This is a genomic window from Tenacibaculum agarivorans (assembly GCF_001936575.1).
Taxonomy (GTDB): Bacteria; Bacteroidota; Bacteroidia; order Flavobacteriales; family Flavobacteriaceae; genus Polaribacter; species Polaribacter agarivorans.
The window spans coordinates 22845-44019 of record NZ_MSMP01000014.1 but is presented as its reverse complement, the minus strand read 5'-3'; the positions used below and the strand labels follow the sequence as shown (position 1 = coordinate 44019).

The 21175-nt window shown below is 31.0% G+C and carries 17 protein-coding genes and 1 pseudogene; 11 read left to right on the top strand and 7 right to left on the bottom strand.

Annotated elements, in window-relative coordinates; all coding sequences use genetic code 11:
- Window positions 1-5 precede the first annotated feature (5 nt).
- A complete protein-coding gene (locus BVC87_RS12275; RefSeq protein WP_200799188.1) occupies window positions 6-3161 on the top strand; it encodes a TonB-dependent receptor in 3156 nt (1051 codons plus the stop codon).
- A gap of 188 nt (window positions 3162-3349) precedes the next feature.
- On the opposite strand, the gene lysA is transcribed toward BVC87_RS12275, so the two are convergent.
- The 4 genes from lysA to BVC87_RS12255 all read right to left on the bottom strand — a co-directional run bounded on the left by lysA (window position 3350) and on the right by BVC87_RS12255 (window position 7715).
- Window positions 3350-4552, bottom strand: coding sequence for a diaminopimelate decarboxylase (gene lysA / locus BVC87_RS12270; protein WP_075342678.1), 1203 nt, complete (start codon window positions 4550-4552; stop codon window positions 3350-3352).
- A gap of 277 nt (window positions 4553-4829) precedes the next feature.
- The gene (pepT, locus tag BVC87_RS12265) at window positions 4830-6068 is read right to left on the bottom strand and encodes a peptidase T (RefSeq protein ID WP_075342677.1); all 1239 of its coding nucleotides are present in this window, start codon (window positions 6066-6068) and stop codon (window positions 4830-4832) included.
- Between the two features lie 31 nt (window positions 6069-6099).
- Window positions 6100-6645 (bottom strand): hypothetical protein, encoded by a 546-nt coding sequence (locus BVC87_RS12260; protein ID WP_075342676.1) that lies wholly within the window; start codon window positions 6643-6645, stop codon window positions 6100-6102.
- On the bottom strand, window positions 6642-7715 hold the full coding sequence (locus tag BVC87_RS12255) for a DUF3810 domain-containing protein (protein ID WP_075342751.1): 1074 nt from the start codon (window positions 7713-7715) through the stop codon (window positions 6642-6644). The genes BVC87_RS12260 and BVC87_RS12255 overlap by 4 nt, the downstream gene beginning before the upstream one ends.
- Before the next feature lie 128 nt (window positions 7716-7843).
- Here BVC87_RS12255 and dnaB point away from each other — a divergent pair, with 128 nt between their 5' ends.
- From dnaB to BVC87_RS12240, 3 genes are all read left to right on the top strand, one after another.
- Entirely contained in the window at window positions 7844-9364 is a 1521-nt protein-coding gene (dnaB, locus tag BVC87_RS12250; protein ID WP_075342675.1) for a replicative DNA helicase, read from the top strand.
- A 146-nt stretch (window positions 9365-9510) separates the two neighbouring features.
- Window positions 9511-9864, top strand: coding sequence for a lipoyl domain-containing protein (locus BVC87_RS12245; RefSeq protein ID WP_075342674.1), 354 nt, complete (start codon window positions 9511-9513; stop codon window positions 9862-9864).
- Window positions 9865-9871: 7 nt separating this feature from the next.
- Window positions 9872-11137 carry an asparagine synthetase B gene (locus BVC87_RS12240; protein WP_200799187.1) on the top strand — a complete coding sequence of 422 codons (1266 nt, stop codon included), beginning with the start codon at window positions 9872-9874 and terminating at the stop codon, window positions 11135-11137.
- A gap of 110 nt (window positions 11138-11247) precedes the next feature.
- Here the strand turns inward: BVC87_RS12240 and BVC87_RS12235 are convergent, their stop codons facing one another.
- Window positions 11248-12957 carry a helix-turn-helix domain-containing protein gene (locus BVC87_RS12235; protein WP_075342673.1) on the bottom strand — a complete coding sequence of 570 codons (1710 nt, stop codon included), beginning with the start codon at window positions 12955-12957 and terminating at the stop codon, window positions 11248-11250.
- A 296-nt stretch (window positions 12958-13253) separates the two neighbouring features.
- On the opposite strand from BVC87_RS12235, the gene BVC87_RS12230 reads away from it, so the two are divergent.
- Complete coding sequence (locus tag BVC87_RS12230; RefSeq protein WP_075342672.1) at window positions 13254-14099, top strand: transketolase; 846 nt, start codon at window positions 13254-13256, stop codon at window positions 14097-14099.
- Window positions 14100-14227: 128 nt separating this feature from the next.
- A complete protein-coding gene (gene bshA, locus BVC87_RS12225) occupies window positions 14228-15349 on the top strand; it encodes an N-acetyl-alpha-D-glucosaminyl L-malate synthase BshA (protein ID WP_075342671.1) in 1122 nt (373 codons plus the stop codon).
- A 483-nt stretch (window positions 15350-15832) separates the two neighbouring features.
- Here the strand turns inward: bshA and BVC87_RS12220 are convergent, their stop codons facing one another.
- Together BVC87_RS12220 and aroB are read right to left on the bottom strand one after the other, a co-directional pair.
- Window positions 15833-16183 carry a hypothetical protein gene (locus tag BVC87_RS12220; protein WP_143569774.1) on the bottom strand — a complete coding sequence of 117 codons (351 nt, stop codon included), beginning with the start codon at window positions 16181-16183 and terminating at the stop codon, window positions 15833-15835.
- Window positions 16184-16212: 29 nt separating this feature from the next.
- Complete coding sequence (aroB, locus tag BVC87_RS12215) at window positions 16213-17271, bottom strand: 3-dehydroquinate synthase (RefSeq protein ID WP_075342669.1); 1059 nt, start codon at window positions 17269-17271, stop codon at window positions 16213-16215.
- Between the two features lie 100 nt (window positions 17272-17371).
- Between aroB and BVC87_RS12210 the strand changes: the two genes are divergently transcribed.
- From BVC87_RS12210 to glyA, 5 genes and pseudogenes are all read left to right on the top strand, one after another.
- Entirely contained in the window at window positions 17372-18535 is a 1164-nt protein-coding gene (locus tag BVC87_RS12210; protein ID WP_075342668.1) for a proline dehydrogenase family protein, read from the top strand.
- Window positions 18536-18719: 184 nt separating this feature from the next.
- Window positions 18720-19250: a hypothetical protein gene (locus BVC87_RS12205; RefSeq protein ID WP_075342667.1), complete on the top strand. Its 531-nt coding sequence runs from the start codon at window positions 18720-18722 to the stop codon at window positions 19248-19250.
- A gap of 19 nt (window positions 19251-19269) precedes the next feature.
- Window positions 19270-19491 (top strand): annotated as a pseudogene (locus tag BVC87_RS12200) (proline dehydrogenase family protein); the annotation flags it as partial.
- Window positions 19491-19787, top strand: coding sequence for an LETM1 domain-containing protein (locus tag BVC87_RS23955; RefSeq protein WP_075342666.1), 297 nt, complete (start codon window positions 19491-19493; stop codon window positions 19785-19787). The pseudogene BVC87_RS12200 and the gene BVC87_RS23955, both read left to right, overlap by 1 nt.
- A gap of 1 nt (window position 19788) precedes the next feature.
- A complete protein-coding gene (gene glyA, locus BVC87_RS12190; protein ID WP_075342665.1) occupies window positions 19789-21063 on the top strand; it encodes a serine hydroxymethyltransferase in 1275 nt (424 codons plus the stop codon).
- The last annotated feature ends 112 nt before the right edge of the window (window positions 21064-21175 follow it).

Sequence of the window (21175 nt, the reverse complement as noted above, 5' to 3'; positions counted from 1 at the left end):
TTATAATGAGGAAAATTTATTTTTTGTCCTTACTTTTTTTAGTAATAAGTACAATAAACGCACAAGTTACCACATCAAAAATTAAAGGTGTAGTAAGTGATAAAGCTGGCGAGCCTTTATTTGGCGCTAATATTGTTATTTTGCACGTACCTTCTGGTACAATATCTGGTGCTGTAGCGCAAGATAATGGTAGTTATACAGTACCTAACTTAAGAGTTGGGGGACCTTATAAAGTAACGGTATCTTATATTGGTTTTAAAGATCAAGTAGTTGAAAATGTTTTTTTAACATTAGGAAAAACTACAAATATCAATGCAGCTTTATCTGAAGATGGTGAAACATTAGAAGAAGTTGTAATTTCAGCTTCTAAAAGTAAAGTGTTTAATAGTGACAGAACAGGAGCACAAACAAGTGTAAGTTCAATTCAATTAAAAACATTACCAACTATCTCGAGATCTGCTTCAGATTTTACACGTTTAGAACCTACTGCAAGTGGTAATTCTTTTGGAGGTAGAAATGATCAGTTTAATAACTTTTCATTAGACGGTTCTATTTTTAATAATCCATTCGGATTAGATGCTCCAACACCAGGTGGACAAACAGATGCACAACCTATTTCTTTAGATGCCATAGAGCAAATTTCAGTTTCTATAGCTCCTTATGATGTTACACAATCTGGTTTTACAGGAGCTTCTGTAAATGCAGTAACAAAAAGTGGTACTAACGAATTCCATGGAACAGCTTACGGTTTTTTTAGAAATCAAGATTTAACAGGTGGGAGTATCAATGGGCAAGATGTAATTAAGGCAGATTTAAGTCAAACTCAATACGGATTTAGTATTGGTGGACCTATTGTAAAGAATAAACTATTCTTTTTTGCTAATTTCGAAAGAGATGATAGATCAGATTTAGGTACTGCAGGATGGGTGCCTAATACAGGTAGTGGAGCTATTAATGAATCAAGAGTTTTAGCTAGTGACTTACAAACAGTAAGTGATGCCTTAGCAACTTTAGGATATAATACAGGAGCTTTTCAAGGGTTTAATTATGATTCTAAATCTACAAAAGGTATTATTAAATTCGATTTAAATATTAATGAAAATCATAGATTAGCATTAATCTATAATTTTTTAACTGCAGCTAAAGAAAAACCAGCTCATCCAACAGCATTAGGAAGAAGAGGTCCAAGTTTTCAGACTTTACAATTTGAAAATTCAGGTTATGAAATCAACAATAACATTCATTCATTTCAATTAGAAGTTAACTCTACATTTTCACAAAATGTAACTAATAAATTTCAGGCAGGATTTACTCAATTTGATGATTTTAGAGATGCTCTATCTACACCAATTCCAGCAATCACTATTCAAGATGGAAACAGAAACAATTATATAATAGCGGGGCACGAGCCGTTTTCAATTAATAATAAGTTAGATCAGAAAGTTATTCAATTTACAAATAACACCAATATTTTTCTTGGAGATCATACACTAACAGCAGGTATTTCTTTTGAAAAGTTTGAATTTGATAATTCATTCAACCTTGGTGCTTATGGATATGATGAAAATGGAGATTTTGTACAAGAAGTAGGTGCTTTTGCAGCATATCCTGACTTAGCTGCGTTTTTAACAGATGTTAATGATGGTACTCTAGCAGCAGCTATTGCAAATGCACAATCAATTGCAGCAACAAATAATTCACTTCCATTAGGGGAAGGATGGGCCTTGGCAGAAACTAATGTAGGACAGTTAGCTTTATATTTACAAGATGAGTGGAGTATTACTGATAATTTCAAATTAACTTATGGAATTAGATTTGATAAGCCATTGTATTTTGATACACAACAAAAAATTGACGAAAATATAGCTAGAAAGCCTTTTACATTCCAACCTGACAATGATTACTTTAATCCTAATACTGGGGAGTTAACGAAGTTAGATTCTAGAACATTACCAGATAATGACTTCTTAATTTCACCAAGATTAGGATTCAATTGGGATGTGAAAGGAGATAATACTACTCAAGTAAGAGGAGGAACAGGTATATTTACAGGACGTTTTCCTTTCGTTTGGTTAGGAAACCAAGTACAAGGATTAGATTTCTTTTTCTATCAAATTGTAGATCCTAATTTTAAATGGCCACAAGTTTGGAGAACAAGTTTAGGATTAGATTACAGATTAGAAAACGACATTATTGTAACTTTAGATGCTTCTTACACTAAAGATATTAATGGAGCACATGTGCAAAATTGGGGATTACGTAATCCTTCAGGAACATTAAACGCTCCTGGAGATAATCGTCCAGTATATACTTCTGGAGATTTCTTAAGTAATAATGCGTATGTATTTACAAACTCTGACAAAGGTAGAATTTGGAATGCTTCTGTAAAACTTCAAAAAACATTTGATAATGGTTTATATACAAGTTTAGCGTATAACTATTTAAATGCTAAAGATGTAAACTCTATTGAAGCAGAAATTACTGGAGATGCCTTTGATTTTAATCCTGTAGTAGGAAATGCAAACAATGATGTATTATCATACTCTAGATATGGAGATACGCACAGAGTAATAGGTGTAGCTTCTAAAAAGTTCAACTATGGTGGAGAAAAATTTGCAACTACTATTTCTACATTCTTTGAATATGCACAAGGAGGAAGGTTTAATTATACATACGGAGGAAATATTAATGGTGATTCTTCTTTCCAAAATAATGACCTACTATACATTCCAACTGCTGCAGAAGTGCAACAAATGCAATTTAGTGGTACAGGACAAGCGGAAGCTTTTGAAGCTTATATTCAACAAGATGAATACTTAAGTGCAAATAGAGGAAACTATATGGATCGTTATGGGGCTTTAGCACCTTGGAGAAGTAGATGGGATGTGAAATTACTTCAAGATTTTAACTTTGATGTTGCAGATGGAAAGCAAAATACAATTCAATTTAGTATAGATATTTTGAATTTTGGTAATTTATTAAACTCAGAGTGGGGTGTAGTTCAACAATCGAATAATTTATCTCCAATTTCTGTAGATAGTATTGATGCTAGTGGAGTACCTACTTTTACTTTCGATCCATCTCTACAAGAGACTTTTGGATTTGACTCTAGTTTAAATTCTCGTTGGCAAATGCAGTTAGGTTTACGTTATATATTTTAACTAATAACGTAAAACATATATCATAAAGGGAAAAACCCTGTTTTTTAACTTATTAAAAAACAGGGTTTTTCCCTTTGATTAGAGAAATAGTTAGGTGATATTTGTTATACATACTTTTATATAATTTTTTTAGGGGATTATTAATTATATAAAACATAAAACTCCGACATATGTCGGAGTTTCTTTTTTTAAATCATTATTTCTTGATTTCTCATGATATCTTCAAACGTTTCTCGTTTTCTAATCAGGTAATCTTTTCCGTCATGAATCATAACTTCAGCAGGCCTGTATCTAGAGTTATAATTAGAAGCCATTGAAAAACAGTAGGCACCAGCATTGTAGAAGCAAAGAATATCTTCTTCTCTAATTTCATTAATTCTTCTATTAGTACCAAAAGTATCTGTTTCGCAAATGTAGCCTACAATACTATAAAAACGTTCTCTTCCTTTAGGGTTAGATAAGTTTTCAATACGATGGTAAGAGTTATAAAACATAGGACGAATCAAGTGATTTAAACCACTATCGATTCCTGCAAATACAGTAGAAGTAGTTTGTTTTATTACATTTACTGTTGCTAAAAAATAACCAGCTTCACTTACTAGAAACTTTCCAGGCTCAAACATTAACGTCAAGTCTTTACCATATTCTTTACAAAACTCATTGAATCTCTTAGATAAATGTTTACCTAAATCTTCAATGTTGGTTGAAATGTCACCTTCTTTATATGGCACTTTAAATCCACTTCCGAAGTCTATAAATTGTATTTCATCAAATTGTTTGGCAACACCAAATAAAATTTCCGTAGCCATTAAAAAAGTATCTACATCTAAAATATCTGAACCTGTATGCATATGGATTCCATTGATATGCATTCCTGTATTTTCGACTACTCGTTTTATATGTGGAACTTGATGGATAGAAATTCCAAATTTAGAATCGATATGTCCTACAGAAATTTTAGAATTTCCTCCAGCCATAACGTGTGGATTGATACGAATACAAACTGGAATATTGGGATGTTTTTGACCAAACAATTCTAGAATAGATAAATTATCTATATTAATTTGCACTCCTAACTTAGCAACATCCTCAATTTCTTTTAAAGAAACGCCATTTGGGGTGTATATAATGTCTTTAGGTTCAAAACCTGCTAATAAACCTAGTTTAACTTCTTGAATTGAAACGGTATCTAATCCGCTACCTAATTGATTGAAAACTTTAAGGACATTTACATTAGATAAAGCCTTAGTAGCATAGTTTATTTTAACGTTTTTTACCTTAGAAAAAGCCTTAGTGATACGTTTATATTGGTGTTTAATTTTATCAGTATCATACACATACAAAGGGCTATCATATTTTTTAGCTAAATCTAAAAGTAAGTTGTTATCCATGTTTTTTTATTTTAAAATTCAAATGTATATATAACATAGATGAAGAAAAAAAAGCTTACTCGAAAATAACATAAATATTACATTATGTGAAAATTTACACTTTTAATGTTAAAAAGAGTGAAAATCCTTGTATGGACAAGTAAAATAGCCTTATATTTGTGCGTTGAAATCAATATTGATAGGGAGTGTTTTCATATATTTGATTTTAATAGGAGGTTAATTAAGACTCCGGTAGTTCTCTACCGGAGTTCTTACTTTTATATAGGTATGTAAAGTATTATTGAAATTTTTCGCTGACTTTCTGAGCAATACCAACAATAACTTCAGTAGCTTTTAGAATTGATTCTACAGGTACATATTCATATCTCCCATGAAAATTATGTCCTCCAGCAAAAATATTTGGACAAGGTAGTCCTTTGTAAGAAAGTTGAGAACCATCAGTACCACCTCTAATCGGTTTTATCAAAGGAGTAATATGTAAATCTTTCATAACTTCTTCGGCAATATCAACAATATGCATTACAGGTTCAACCTTTTCTCTCATATTATAATATTGGTCTTTAATTTCTATTTGTATAGCTTCTTTACCAATCTCAGTATTTATTTTCTGTGCAGTATCGAGCATTAATTGTTTTCTTTGTTGAAACAACTCCATATCATGATCTCTAATGATATATCGTAGTATTGCTTTTTCAACTTTACCTTCCATGGTATGTAAATGGAAGAAACCTTCATATCCGGTAGTATGCTCAGGAACTTCTTTTTCAGGCAGTGCATTTATAAATTTACTGGCAATTGTCATGGCATTAACCATTTTTCCTTTAGCATAACCAGGATGAACAATTTTACCTTGTATAGTTACTACAGCACCAGCGGCGTTAAAATTTTCATACTCTAACTCTCCAACTTGACTACCATCCATAGTATACGCCCATTGTGCTCCAAATTTTTCAACATCAAATTTATGCGCACCTTTTCCAACTTCTTCATCAGGGGTGAAGCAAATTCTGATTTTACCATGTTTAATTTCTGGATGTTGAATTAAGTATTCCATTGCAGATACTATCTCAGTTACCCCAGCTTTGTCATCAGCACCCAAAAGCGTAGTACCATCTGTAGTAATTATAGTTTGACCTTTGTACTGTAATAAATCATCAAAATAAGAAGGAGAAAGTATAATGTTTTCAGTTGCGTTTAAAATGATATCTTTTCCATCATAATTCTCATGAATTTGAGGTTTTACATTTGCTCCAGTAAAATCTGGACTGGTATCTATATGAGAAATGAACCCAATGGTAGGTACTTCATAATCTAAATTACTAGGGAGTGTTGCCATTAGATAACAATTTTCATCTAATTCAACATCTTCCAATCCTATTTGTTTAAGTTCTTCTTCTAGCAATCGAGCTAAATTCCATTGTTTTTCTGTACTTGGAAAATCTGGATTATTTGGATCAGATTCCGTATCAATGGTTACATAGCTGATAAAACGATCTATAATATGTTGTTTATTCATGTAAGTATGTTTTGTTTTTAATTTGCAAGAGTTAGTTTACATCAATTTTATGTAAAAGAAGGATAGATTTACATAGGCGTTCATCAACTAATGAATCACCATAAATTTCTGTTTTGGCATGTATAAACCCAGTTTTAGTTTTGCTAAATACATTTAAAAGGTGATAATCATACTTACCACGCTTTCCTTTAGCTAAATTATAATATCCACTATTACGAAGAAATTTTACTTTTTTTGAATGTAATTCAGTTAATTCTTGTTGTGTGTTATCACTTTTAACTTTGGCGATAAAATTATAATCAATTTCTGAAGTATTATTAATAAATGAGACATCCATTACTATAGTTTTTGATAAACTAATAGTAGTATCGGCAGAATAAATAGAAGATACCCCATCATCATAATATAATTTTGTTTTCCAATGTTTAGGTAATTCTACACGAAACTTCTTTTTGATGTCTTCTACAGATTCTAGATTAGAAAAACCAGAGGTTTCACAATTAAAATCTTTAGCTAATTGATTAGAATTACAAGAAATTAATGTAGCAATTGAAAAAAATAATAGTATGTATTTCATGATTTTTGTTGTTCAAAATAAGCAATAAGCAAATCTACAACATAGCTATAAGAATCTATCCCTTTTGATTGATTATTCGCTTTCAAATAGGAGTTATATCCTTTCTTAATATAAGGCTCTATAGGATTTTCATATTTCTTCCAGAAATTGTAGTTGTCTTTTAATTCTTTAGAAATTCCTTTATGTACGGTTTTCCATAGTTCTTTGTACAATTCTTTGTCTCTTTTTCGCACTTCTCGCATACAATATCGAAAAGCCATCCTGTATCCAGAATAGTTGAAATACACATCATCACTATAAATACAGGTTAAAAAACCTATGAAGTTAGCATCATTTTCAGCAGACCAACCAATTTGATGTGCTACTTCATGACAAGCTGTGGCTGGAAATCCAGCTTTAGGAATCATAGCATTTACCTGTGCTTCTCCTGTAATCGGGTTTAAATAACCTGAAGTACCATTGTAAGATTGAAAAAGACTTACGGCAGAACTTTTCAAAGAAGTTGTTTTATAAGATAATTGTGGATAATGCTCAGCAAGATTTTGATACGCTAAAGGAACTTTAGTATATATTTCTTTTGTACTGTAAGGAACATGAATCTTCAAAGTATCATTAGCCGTAATATTATAGTGTATTCGATTAAGTTCTTGTATTGTTTTTTTTGTAGTATACACCAATTGTTCTGTAGTGTATTTAGATTGGGATAACTGTAAACTTTTAGCTAAAGGTTCTCTAAAATAATTTAATGCCCAAAACAAATAAAAACAAAAATAAAGTAGGGATAAAAAAGCTGTAAATTGTAGAAGTTTTGGTATAATGGTACGAAATCTATTTTTAAAGAGCTTGTAAATCTCAAATACAAACAAACCAATTAAAAAAAGCCCTAAAATATCTCCAAAGGAGAAAGGTATCCATCCTAAAATGAATCTGAAAAACCTAGATATATATGGATAAATTCCATTAGCGTAATATTTTTCTATAAATTCAGGTTTTTTGCTTAAAAATTGGACAAAAAGAATTTGTAGAGGCAATAAAATTGCTAAAAAAACGTGTTTTTTATATAGTTTCATTCCCCCAAAAATATAAAACATTGAAGGTTATCAACAAGTTAGTAACAATTTTGTTTACATAATTTGTGAAAAAAGAAAATTAACATAAGCTAGGAACAATATGAACGTAAAAAATTACTTTTGCCACCATGGAGAAAAGACAAAGTTTAAGGGCAGGTAGAGCAGACCGATCTAGAGTTGTAAATCTAGAGAAGGGTAAAATTCCACCACAGGCAATAGATCTTGAGGAAGCTGTTTTGGGGGCTATGATGACGGATAAGAAGGGTATTGATGAGGTTATAGATATTTTACATCCTGAAGCTTTTTATGATAGAAGACACCAAGAAATATATGCTGCTGTTTATGCATTATTTCAAAATTCAGAACCGATTGATTTATTAACGGTTTCCAATCAGTTACGAAAAGATGGAAAGTTAGACATTGCAGGTGGAGATTTTTACATCATAGGGCTAACGCAAAAAGTAGCATCTTCAGCACACATAGAGTTTCACTCAAGAATTATATTAGAAAAATTTATACAACGAAAACTAATTTCAATTTCTTCTGAGATTATTGAGAATGCTTATGATGAAACTACAGATGTTTTCGATTTATTAGATGATGCCGAAGGAAAATTATTTGAAGTAACACAAGGAAATCTTAAAAAAGGAGCAGAAAACGCACAATCTTTAGTACAACAAGCCATTACTAAAATTCAAGAGATCTCTAATAAAGAAGGAATGAGTGGTTTAGCTACTGGTTTTACAAAGTTAGATGCGCTTACTTCTGGATGGCAACCTACGGATTTAATCATTATTGCTGCACGTCCTGGTATGGGAAAAACGGCTTTCGTAATCTCTATGGCAAAAAATATGGCAATAGATTTTAATCATGCTGTAGCATTATTTTCTTTAGAGATGTCATCGGTACAGTTAATTACGCGTATGATTTCTTCTGAAACGGGATTGACTTCAGAAAAACTACGTAAAGGAAATCTAGAACCGCATGAATGGGAACAATTGAACGTAAAAGTTAAAAAACTTTCTGATGCTCCTATTTTTATTGATGATACTCCAGCATTATCTATTTTCGACTTACGTGCAAAAGCACGTCGTTTAGTTTCTCAGCACGATGTAAAGATCTTAATTATTGATTATTTACAGTTAATGACTGCAGGTGGAGCGGGAGGAAACCGTGAGCAAGAAATTTCGATGATTTCACGTAACTTAAAAGCATTAGCTAAAGAATTAGATGTACCAGTAATCGCATTATCACAGTTATCACGTTCGGTAGAAACTCGTGGAGGAAGTAAGCGTCCGTTACTATCCGATCTTCGTGAATCTGGAGCGATTGAGCAGGATGCAGATATTGTATCGTTCATTTTCCGTCCAGAGTATTATGGAATGACAGAATGGGATGATGATGACCATTCGCCATGTGAGGGACAAGGAGAATTTATTGTAGCAAAACACCGTAATGGTGGGTTAGATAATATTCGTTTGAAATTTACAGGACACTTAGCAAAATTCTCAGATTTGGAAGAAGGATTTAGTAGTGAATTCCAATCGAGTATGAATACATTTGAGTCTGGAGCACTACCGTCTGCTGAAGATGCATTTGGACCTGCAGACACTTCACAAAACGATTTTAATGATGATGTTCCTTTTTAGGTAAAAAAATAGTTTAGTTTTAAGATAAATAATCAAGAATGATTACTATTTCATTTTTATATCTTGAAGCGAAATGATATTAAATAAATGATAAAATCATAGAAATACACAGTTGCTTCATTGTAATTGTGTATTTTAGTTTTAGAATGAAAAGATTTTTTGAGAAAATATTTGTAAAAAAAGAGCAAACAAAAAATGTCAATGTTGATACTCCTGTAAGTAATCGAAGTAATGAAGACAAACAATTCAATGTTGTAAAAATTAATTTAGTAGAAATAGGAGTACCAGAATTTCTATCTGAAGCTAAAGAAATCAAAATTTTAAAGTACAATTATAAAGTAGGAGATTTTATTCGTAAAGGAGATATCTTATGTGAAATAGAAACAGATACGTATTCTTTAGATTTCGAATCTTTTTATTCTGGAAAAATCACAAACATTAATAGAAATAGAGAAGTTAAAATTAACGATATTTTACTTACTTTAGAAATAACACAATAGTTAGTCGATGTTTAAAAAACATGTTTATATAGTACTCTTCTTTACATTTTTAGCAAAATCTGCTTGGGCATCTTTTGTGTATTTACCAATGAGTCATGATAATCAGAAAGCACATTTAAAAGCGTATGGTATTGTATACTATGGATTACAAAATGGATTAAAAGCAAAATGGTTATTGAATTATGATGGAGGAGCTTTCTTAATTGAGAATAATGATGCAGTAGTGAATGAGTGTAAGGTTAGAGGGGTTTCATATCAAGTAATTTCAGATGCTAAAGCACAGTTAATCTTAGAAGAAATCTCTTCACCAAGTATGAATCAAGAAGCGGTAACTTTAGAAAAAGCACCTAAAATAGCCGTGTATTCTCCAAAAGATAAAATGCCTTGGGATGATGCAGTAACTATGGTGTTAACACATGCAGAAATTCCGTTTGATGTAGTGTATGATGAAGAAGTACTATCAGATAAACTATTATTGTATGAATGGTTACACTTACATCATGAAGACTTTACAGGACAATATGGACGGTTTTATGGAGCATTTAGAGCCGCTCCTTGGTATATTCAACAAAAGAAAGATGCTGAAGCTTTAGCTAAAAAATTAGGTTATGCAAAAGTATCTCAAGCCAAAGGTGCAGTAGCTAAAAAAATTAGAGATTTTGTAATTGGTGGTGGTTTTATGTTCGCCATGTGTTCGGCTACAGATAGCTTTGATATTGCCTTAGCAGCGGATGGAGTAGATATTTGTGAAGCAATGTTTGATGGAGATGCTTCAGAACCGAATTATCAGGCTAAAATAAACTTTAACAATACATTTGCATTCAAGAATTTTGAATTGATTCGTAATCCTACGACGTATGAGTTTTCTTCTATTGATATGACGCGAAAGCGAAGAATAAATAAAGAAACGGATTACTTTGTGTTAAAAGAGTTTTCTGCTAAATGGGACCAAGTACCTACGATGCTGTGTCAAAATCATACGCAATTAGTAAAAGGCTTTATGGGACAAACTACTTCGTTCGAGCGAAAAGCTGTGAAGTCTACTGTAATGATTTTAGGTGAAAGTAAAACCAATGGAGAGGCACGTTACATTCACGGAACTAAAGGAAAAGGACTGTTCACTTTTTATGGAGGACACGATCCTGAGGATTATCAGCATAGGGTAGGAGATCCAAAAACTGAATTAGATTTACATCCTACCTCTCCAGGATATCGATTGATACTAAACAACGTGTTATTCCCAGCAGCTAAAAAGAAAAAACAGAAAACGTAAGTTTCAATTATCAATTATTGTTGTATTCATTTCTAGATAGTATTGATCGTTTAGAGATAAATAATCCGGAATAAACTGTATATTTTTACTGGTGATTGAGCTTGTCGAAATCAACTTCTAGCTTCTAGCTTCTTCAACTCTTTTATAAAATAAGAAGGTTTTACATTGGTGAACTTATAGAAAGCTTTAGAAAAAGATTCCGTATTCTTAAAGCCTACTTCCTCAGCAATGGCTTTCACGGTATACTTTCTCATTTTGGAGTTGTTTTTTAATTCATTAACCACATAATTAATTCTCAATTGACTAATGTAATTGCTAAAGGTTTGGTTTTTATGTTGATTGATCACTTTCGATAAATAACTAGAATTAGTTTCTAACTGATCAGCTACATGTTTTAAACTTACCTGAGGATTCAAATACGATAAATTCTTTTCAAAATCGATTAATTTCTCAAGTAGATTATTGACAATTTCTTTCGGTAATCCGCTTACTTCTTTCGTATGGTTTACTGCAGATTTTGTGTTTTTAACAGTAGTTTCTATAGTTTTATCTTGATTCATTAATTGTAAAAACCGCTGTTTATAGCTATACTTTCTTTGAATCTGAAATGCTAATAAACCAAGAATAAGTAGAATGATAAAACCAAAAAAGATTTTGTAGTATTTATCTTTTTGTGCTTTGCGTTCTAATTTAGCGATAACCGCATTTTTTTCTGCGATGAGTTTGGGTTTGTCATAGTCTTCGGTTAATGATTTAGTGATTTCTTTTTTTTGATTTGATCGATAGTCTTTAAAATTAATTAACTTATTTATATATTTTAATTGCTCAGTAAGATTGTTTTGTTGTTTACTTTTTTTGATGAAAAAATTATAAGTTTTTTCTATTTTTGGGTTAAACATTTTATAAACATCATTTAACGAGTCGGCTTTTTTATGACATAAATCAGATTTTAAATCTTGATTTATATTGTGGTAACTATCTCCAAGCATTGAATAAGTAGAAATCAATAATCTAAAATTAAGATCCTCTAAACCTTTTTTAGTAAATTCTTCAAAATATTTTATAGCCTTTTTATAATCTTTTTTGTGATACTCTAACTTGCCTCTTGAGTAAGGCAAATTTCCTAACATGTCATTATCCCCATATTTTTTATAAACACTCTCTGCCTTATCTAAATAATATGTTGCTGAATCATATTGTCCTAAGTCTTTATATAAGTTGGCTATTAAACTTGGTAAACTTAAAAATGTATCATTTAATTTTTTCAAATCTAAAGTATCGATGTAAGTATACGCCTTATTATATAGTTTTAAAGATTCAGAGATTTTATTATCTCTTTTTTTAGCTAACCCTAGATATATGTTTTTTAAACATTCAATACTATCATTTTTATGAAGCTTTAAAATATCATTAATAATTAAAAACTCATTAAGAGATTTTTCAGGTAAATTATAATGATGATAGGATATAGCTTTGCTAATTCTTATTTTCATTTCCATTTCAAAATCTTTCTTCTCTTTACTTTTTTTGATTAAAGAATCACAAAAATGGTAGTAAATAATAAAGTTATCTTTTAGTTGAGCTAAAAAATACTTTCCAGTTTCCATCCTCAAAAAATTATTCTCCTTTTTAGCTTTTTTAAAATAAGCCTTAGCATACTTTTTTGCTGCAATACTATCATTAAAATTATCGTAAAATAAGTTTTCTAATTTATCATAGGTTTTACTTAATAAGGTATCCTTATGTACATTTTGACTGTATGATGGAATTATCAAACCTGTAAGCAGTAAAAGGGAGATGCTAAACTTTGTGAAATTCATGTGATTTTCTGCATTTTAACGCAAAAATAGTGAAATTGTAATTTTTTAATAAACAAGAGTTTAGATGTTTTAGGAGTCTGATTTTATAAATCTAGACTACTAAAAATTGGATACCCCAGAGATTCGTGTTTTCTTTGAAGTATAAAGGGTTCGAGAGAAAGATAACAGGTCGAAAGTCGGGGAAATGTAACGAGAAAGAAAATTTAAAATACTAAGCTATGCGAACCCTTTTTGTTTTATAACTATTGCCTTTCTATTTTTAATCTCTTACTTTTGCTGGCATAAAATTATTTATAATGCCAACAACACAACAACTTCAAGATTTTACACAACAAGTTCGTAGAGACATACTTCGCATGGTACATGCCGTAAATTCGGGTCACCCTGGTGGATCTTTAGGATGTGCTGAGTTTATTAGCTGCCTATATCAGGAAGTTATGGAGTATTCAACAGATTTTAATATGGATGGTAAAAATGAAGATATATTCTTTTTATCTAACGGACATATTTCTCCAGTATTCTATAGTGTATTATCTCGTAGTGGTTTCTTCCCTGTAGAAGAGTTAGCTACATTTAGAAAATTAGATTCTCGTTTACAAGGTCACCCAACAACTCATGAACATTTACCAGGTATCAGAATAGCTTCTGGTTCTTTAGGTCAAGGAATGAGTGTAGCTATTGGAACAGCAGAAGCTAAGAAATTAAATGGAGATGATAAGTTAGTGTTTTCTTTGCATGGTGATGGAGAGTTACAAGAAGGACAAATTTGGGAAGCAGCAATGTATGCAGCTGCTAAAAAAGTAGATAACTTAATTTCTACTGTAGATGTTAACGAAAAACAAATAGACGGAACTACTGATGAGGTTTTAGCTATGGGAAGTTTAAAAGCTAAATTTGAAGCTTTTGGCTGGGATGTTTTAGAAGTTAAAGAAGGAAATAATGTAGAGGCTATTTTAACTGGTTTACAAGAAGCAAAATCAAAAACAGGTAAAGGAAAACCAGTTTGTATTTTATTATATACAGAAATGGGGAATGGAGTAGATTTTATGATGCACACGCATGCATGGCACGGTAAAGCACCTAATGATGAACAATTGGCTTCAGCGTTAGAACAGAATCCTGCAACCTTAGGAGATTATTAATCAACACGATATGATTTTATAAACGCTGTCATGAAAATGACAGCGTTTCTTTTTTAATAAATCTTAACACTACAGCAGATTCAAAAGTGTATTTTTACACTAGAATCAACAATCGAAATTAATAGAGAATGAAAATCGGAATTGTATGTTATCCAACATTTGGAGGAAGTGGCGTAATGGCAACTGAATTAGGAATGGCACTTGCAGATAAAGGCCATGAAGTTCATTTTATAACATACAATCAACCTGTTCGTTTAGACTTTATTTCACACAATTTGCATTTTCATGAAGTTGCGTTAGAGGAATATCCGTTATTTCAGTATCAGCCTTATGAATTGGCATTATCTAGTAAAATGGTGGAAGTTGTAAAAGAATTCTCTTTAGATGTATTACACGTACATTATGCGATTCCGCATGCTTATGCTGCTTATATGGCAAAAAAAATGCTAAAAGATGAAGGAATACGCGTAAAAGTAGTAACTACCTTACACGGAACAGATATAACACTAGTAGGAAGTCATCCATCATATAAAAAAGCTGTAGAGTTTAGTATTAATCAGTCTGATGAAGTAACTGCCGTATCTAATAGTTTACGAGAAGATACCTTACGATTATTTAATATTAAAAAAGATATTAAAGTAGTGTATAATTTTATAGACATTGCTAAATATGAAATGGCAGATCAACAAGAATGTTTGAGAAGTGCTGTAGCTAATGAAGATGAAAGAATTCTAACGCATGTTAGTAATTTTAGACCTGTAAAAAGAGTTTTGGATGTAGTGAAAGTATTTGATAAGGTGCAACAAAAATTACCTGCCAAACTGTTAATGGTTGGAGACGGACCAGAACGTGTTAAAGCAGAATCCTTGGCTCGTGAGTTAGGCATTAGTGATAAGATTATATTTTTAGGAAACAGTAATGAGGTGCCTAAATTGCTATGTTACTCTGATATCTTTTTATTACCATCTGAGGCTGAGAGTTTTGGTTTGGCTGCATTAGAAGCTATGGCTGCTAATACTGCTGTTATTTCTACAAATTCTGGAGGATTACCAGAGGTAAATGTACATGGTGAAACAGGTTTCTTAAGCAATTTGGGAGACATAGAAGATATGGCGAAAAATGTTTTAACAATTCTTGAAAGTGATGCTCAGTTATTACAGTTTAAGCAAAATGCTAAACAACATACGAAACAATTCTCAATAGAAAAGATTCTACCAGAATATGTAAATATATATCAGGCTTGTTTTTAAAGTTTTTGAAATCGATTAATTTTCAGAACCACCAGGTTTTAAAAACCCCGTGATGTTTTTATGTTGAAAATCATGATTTCTACCTAACAATATAAAGATTACTTCACTACACTTCGTTTAGTTCGTAAAGACAAATTTTTTGTCAGCTCTAGATACCTGACAAAAATTTTGTAAAACGGTTGTAATGATATGTTACTAAAAAAACGATTTATTAATTACGAATTTTAAATAACAGAATCTATTATAAACCGATTAAAAGCAGAGCTTTTGAAGCTTCTTCGCAGAATAAAATTTCATTTCGTTAAGAAGTCTCGAAGCCTTGGAGAGATTTTAGAAGTGAAATTTGGTTTTTAGCTATGCTAAAAAATTCATTGAAGAAGTGTCGTTTTTTTGGTTCGTTTTTTTGGACAAGCAAAAAAATGAACAGGAAGTTTATAAAAAAATACGAATCTTTATAACTTAGTTATATAATAGTATAAAACCCTAAATCCAGTCCAATTTGTATTCTAAAATATCGTGAATAATAGCTACTCCAATCGTAATTAGTAGGATAGTTAATATTCGGAATAGAGTTCTTTTTGAATTAGTATTGTGGTGTCTTAAGTATTTTATGTCAAAAAGTAAAAAAATAAGAAAACCTAGTACTCCTCTTATAAAACCAATGTAAAAAACAACAAAATGAACCACTAGGTCATTTAATTTAGAAAAAAAGCTTCCAGTATCCTCTTTTACAGGAGCTCCAATATTTAACCAAACTCCTATCATTCCTATACTAACAGTAACAAAAAACCATATGATGTAATTTGCTGTTAATTTTAGGATTCTTTTATACATTAATCGTTTTGTTAGAGATACGTTGAGTTTTATACGTTATAGAATTGAATACTATCCAAAATTAAGCTATCAGATGCTTCACAGCTTAATTCAAAATTTTCATAATCGTTTAAAAGTACAAATTTTACTACTCCAGCTTCATTCTTTTTATCGTGAATTAATAAATCCATAATAGGTTGAATATCTTCTGGCAAAATATTTACTTTTCCATAAATTTTGATGATAGCTTCTTTTATCTCTTCGACTTTTTCCATTGGAAAATTTAAAATCTTAGAAGATAAATAAGCTTCGCAAGCCATACCTATTGCTATAGCTTCTCCATGTGTTAAGTTTTCTTTATGGTCAGTATCTAAGAAATAAGATTCAATGGCATGACCAATTGTATGTCCCCAGTTTAGTACTTTTCTTAATCCTTTTTCTTTAGGATCTTCAGTAACCACTTCATTTTTTATTTCAATAGATCTGTGAATTAAGTCTACAATATTTAACTCAGGATTGTCCTTTATTTCATTGAATAAATGAATATCATGAGTCATTCCATATTTTATAATTTCTGCCGTTCCTGAACGAATTTCCCTAGGATCTAAAGTATGTAAGTATTCAGGATCAATCAATACCATTTGAGGATTAGCAAATACACCAATCTGGTTTTTCAGCACCCCTAAATCAACCCCTGTTTTTCCTCCTACAGAAGCGTCTACCATAGAAAGTAAGGTAGTAGGGATATTAATAAAATCAATTCCTCGTTTAAAAGTTGAAGCTACAAAACCACCCAAATCAGTAACAACACCACCACCTAAAGTAATTAGTAAACTCTTTCTATCAGCACCAAGTTCAGTCATGGCGTTCCAAACTCCAAAACAAGTTTCCAAATTTTTATGAATTTCACCGGCATCAATTTCTATAACTTCAATTTTTAAATTAGTTTCTAGTAGCTGAATAAATCTAGGATAACAATCTCTTAATGTATTTGTATCTACTAAAATAAATAGAGAAGAGTAGTTTTTTTGAGCTAAAAAATGGTTGATTTCTTGATAAGCTACTTCATTGAAATATATAGGATAAGTTGTGGCTTGAATTGTATTCATGGATTCTTAAAATATCGTGCAAAATAAAGAGAAAATATTAAAATATTTAAATGTTCTCTTCTATATTTGCGCTAACAATATAAACGGGTTAATACTACGTATGAAACTTTTTGAAAATACAGAAGTCGCTTTTAAGTTAAAGTCTGATTCTGAGTTAGAAAGAGCTTACTTTTTATTTCGCTTAATACAAAGTCAGCCTATGGTAAAAATTGGAACAGCAGTTACCAATTTTGCATTAAAGGCACATTTACCAGTTGAAGGTTTAATTCGATCAACAGTTTTCGATCATTTTTGTGGAGGAATTACAGAAGAAGATTGTATTCCGAATATAGAAAAGATGTACAACCAAGCTCACGTTCATAGTGTGTTAGATTATTCGGTTGAAGGTAAAGAAGAAGAAGAAAGTTTTGATAGTGCAGTAGAAACTATTATAAATATTATCAATTTCTCTGAAGAAAAAAAATCTATTCCATTTGCAGTTTTTAAACCTACAGGTTTTGGAAGATTTGGCTTGTATCAGAAAATAGGAGAACAAAAAGAACTAACTTCTGAAGAGCAAGAAGAGTGGAAGCGAGTAAAAAAACGTTTCCATAAAGTTTGTAAGATTGCTTTTGATAAAGATGTTCCTTTATTAATAGATGCAGAAGAAAGCTGGATGCAAGATGCAGCTGATGATTTAGTAGAAGAGTTGATGGAAACGTATAATAAAGAAAAAGCGATTGTTTTTAATACACTACAAATGTATAGACATGATCGTATGGAGTATTTGAAATTACTGCATCAAAGAGCCCATCAGAAAGGCTTTCACATTGGAATGAAAGTAGTTAGAGGTGCTTACATGGAGAAAGAAAGAGAAAGAGCAGAAGAAATGGGTTATCCTTCACCAATTTGTAAGAATAAAGAAAAGACAGATGAAAATTATGATGAGGCTATTCTTTATATGATGGAGCATAAAAATATGGCTTTGTTTGCAGGAACCCATAACGAAAAGAGTTCTTATCTTTTAATGCAATTGGCAGAGAAATATAATATCGTTAAAGAGGACAAGCGTATGTGGTTTGGCCAACTATATGGAATGAGTGATCATATTAGTTTTAATCTAGCCAAAGAAGGATATAACGTAGCAAAGTATGTTCCTTTTGGACCAGTTAGAGATGTAATGCCATATTTAATTCGTAGAGCTGAAGAAAATACTTCTGTAGAAGGACAAACTTCTAGAGAATTGAATTTAATAAAAATAGAGAAAAAACGTAGAAAACTATAATGTTGTCATGTGCCATACTTCATAATTTTCAAAAAATATTAATATTATATATACATTAATATAGAAGAAAATGAAACTTATGATAATTATTGAAGAACTTTTATAAAATAATTAGACGTTAGCCAGAATTCATTCAAAATAAACAGAAAAAGAATAAAAAACGAACTGTTATTAAAAACATACAATGAAAATATTTAAATTATTATCAATTTTATTAATCACGATTATTGTATCTAGTTGTTCAAATGATGATGAAGAGAATAATTTACCTGAAACTTATTTAACAATTAATGGAGATACAAGAGAAATAATAAATAATGGAGATTCTGAATTAAAAATCACAAAGAGAGTTGTGAATTCGACTTTTAATTTAGAACATAGTATTCAGCTAATAATAGAAGACCCTAACAATTCATTAATAGCAAATTTTGGAGGTTATAATCCCAATCGCCTTGGTATAGACTTTACAATATCAGAAGATAAAGTAGAAAATATAAAAAGTGGTATATACCCTACGTTTATTTTTGGTGGTGTTGGTGGTAATAAATCTTTTTCAAGTTTTGATGTAGGAAATCCTTATTTTTTTAACGAAAGCGAACAGACTTTCAATCTTAAAATAAATAAGAATAGATGGGTTGTTGAATTTAAAGATTTAGAATATGTTGGAGAAGCGGGTAAAGCCATCATAAGTGGAAGAATAACAATAGATAAATAAACTAATAGTTGTTAAAGAGGACAAGCGTATGTGGTTTGGCCAACTATATGGAATGAGTGATCATATTAGTTTTAATCTAGCCAAAGAAGGATATAACGTAGTAAAGTATGTTCCTTTTGGACCAGTTAGAGATGTAATGCCATATTTAATTCGTAGAGCTGAAGAAAATACTTCTGTTGAAGGACAAACTTCTAGAGAATTGAATTTATTAAAAATAGAGAAAAAACGTAGGAAATTATAATGATTAAATTTCATGTTATAAAACAGCGATTTCTATTTTATAAATCATGTTTTATACTTGAGTTTAATAGAACTAAAGAGCTATTTTCTTTAGTAAAAAAATCATTTTACAAAAAGCTTAATAGCGAAGAACAACAAAAAGTAAAAAGTCAAACTAAAAGTTTGTTAAAACTAATTCCCGCTTTTTTAATTTTTATGTTACCAGCTGGAACTTTATGGTTATTTTTGTTCTTCAAGTTAATACCTAGTATGTTACCAAGTTCATTTAGGACAAACACTAAAAATAAAGACATATAAAATGCAGTTTGATCATCAAATATTTGATTTAATTCAAGAGGAGAAAGAGCGTCAGCTAAATGGTTTAGAGCTGATAGCTTCTGAAAATTTTACAAGTGAATATGTAATGAGAGCGCAAGGCTCAGTTTTAACCAACAAATACGCTGAAGGATATCCAGGAAAACGTTATTACGGAGGATGTGAAGTAGTTGATGTGGTAGAGCAAATTGCTATAGATAGAGCTAAAGAGCTTTTTGGAGCTGAATATGTGAACGTTCAGCCTCACTCAGGAAGTCAAGCAAATACAGCAGTTTTTGCAGCATGTTTACAGCCAGGAGATACTATTTTAGGTTTTGATTTATCGCATGGAGGTCACCTAACACATGGTTCACCAGTAAACTTTTCAGGTAAATTATACAACCCTGTTTTTTATGGAGTAGATAAAGAAACAGGTATGTTAGATTATGATCAGATTAAAGCGCAAGCAGAAGAGCACAAACCAAAGTTAATTATAGCTGGAGCATCTGCATATTCTAGAGATATGGACTTTAAAAAGTTCAGAGAGATAGCAAATAGCGTTGGAGCTATATTAATGGCAGATATTTCTCACCCTGCAGGATTAATAGCTAAAGGAATTTTAAATGATCCGTTACCTCATTGCCATATTGTAACTACAACTACGCATAAAACACTAAGAGGTCCTAGAGGAGGAATGATTATGATGGGGAAAGATTTTGAAAACCCATTTGGATTAACGTTAAAAAGTGGAAAACTGAAGAAAATGTCTTCTTTATTAAATGGAGCTGTTTTTCCAGGAAACCAAGGAGGGCCTTTAGAGCATGTAATTGCTGCTAAAGCAGTTGCTTTCGGAGAAGCATTAACAGATGAGTTTTTAGATTACCAAGTTCAAGTTAGAGAAAATGCAAAAGCAATGGCTGAGGCATTTGTAGCTAAAGGATATCATATTATTTCTGGAGGAACAGACAATCATATGATGTTAATTGATCTTAGAAATAAAGGGATTACTGGAAAAGATGCAGAATTAGCTTTAGGTAAAGCAGAAATTACAGTAAATAAAAACATGGTACCTTTTGATACTGAATCACCATTTGTTACTTCTGGAATTAGAGTAGGAACACCAGCAGTTACTACTAGAGGATTGGTTGAAGAAGATATGACTGTTATTGTGGATTTAATAGATGAAGCAATTCAGAATGCAGATAACGACGAGAAGTTGAAAGAAATTGGAACTAAAGTTCATGATTTAATGCATTACAGAAGATTATTTGTGATGTAGTAGTAAACTCTTTCATTATCGTAAAGAAAATACAGATTAATTATATATAAAAATCGGTTGTTAATTAATTATAAACAACCGATTTTTCTTTAGGGGATTACTAGCATAAAAA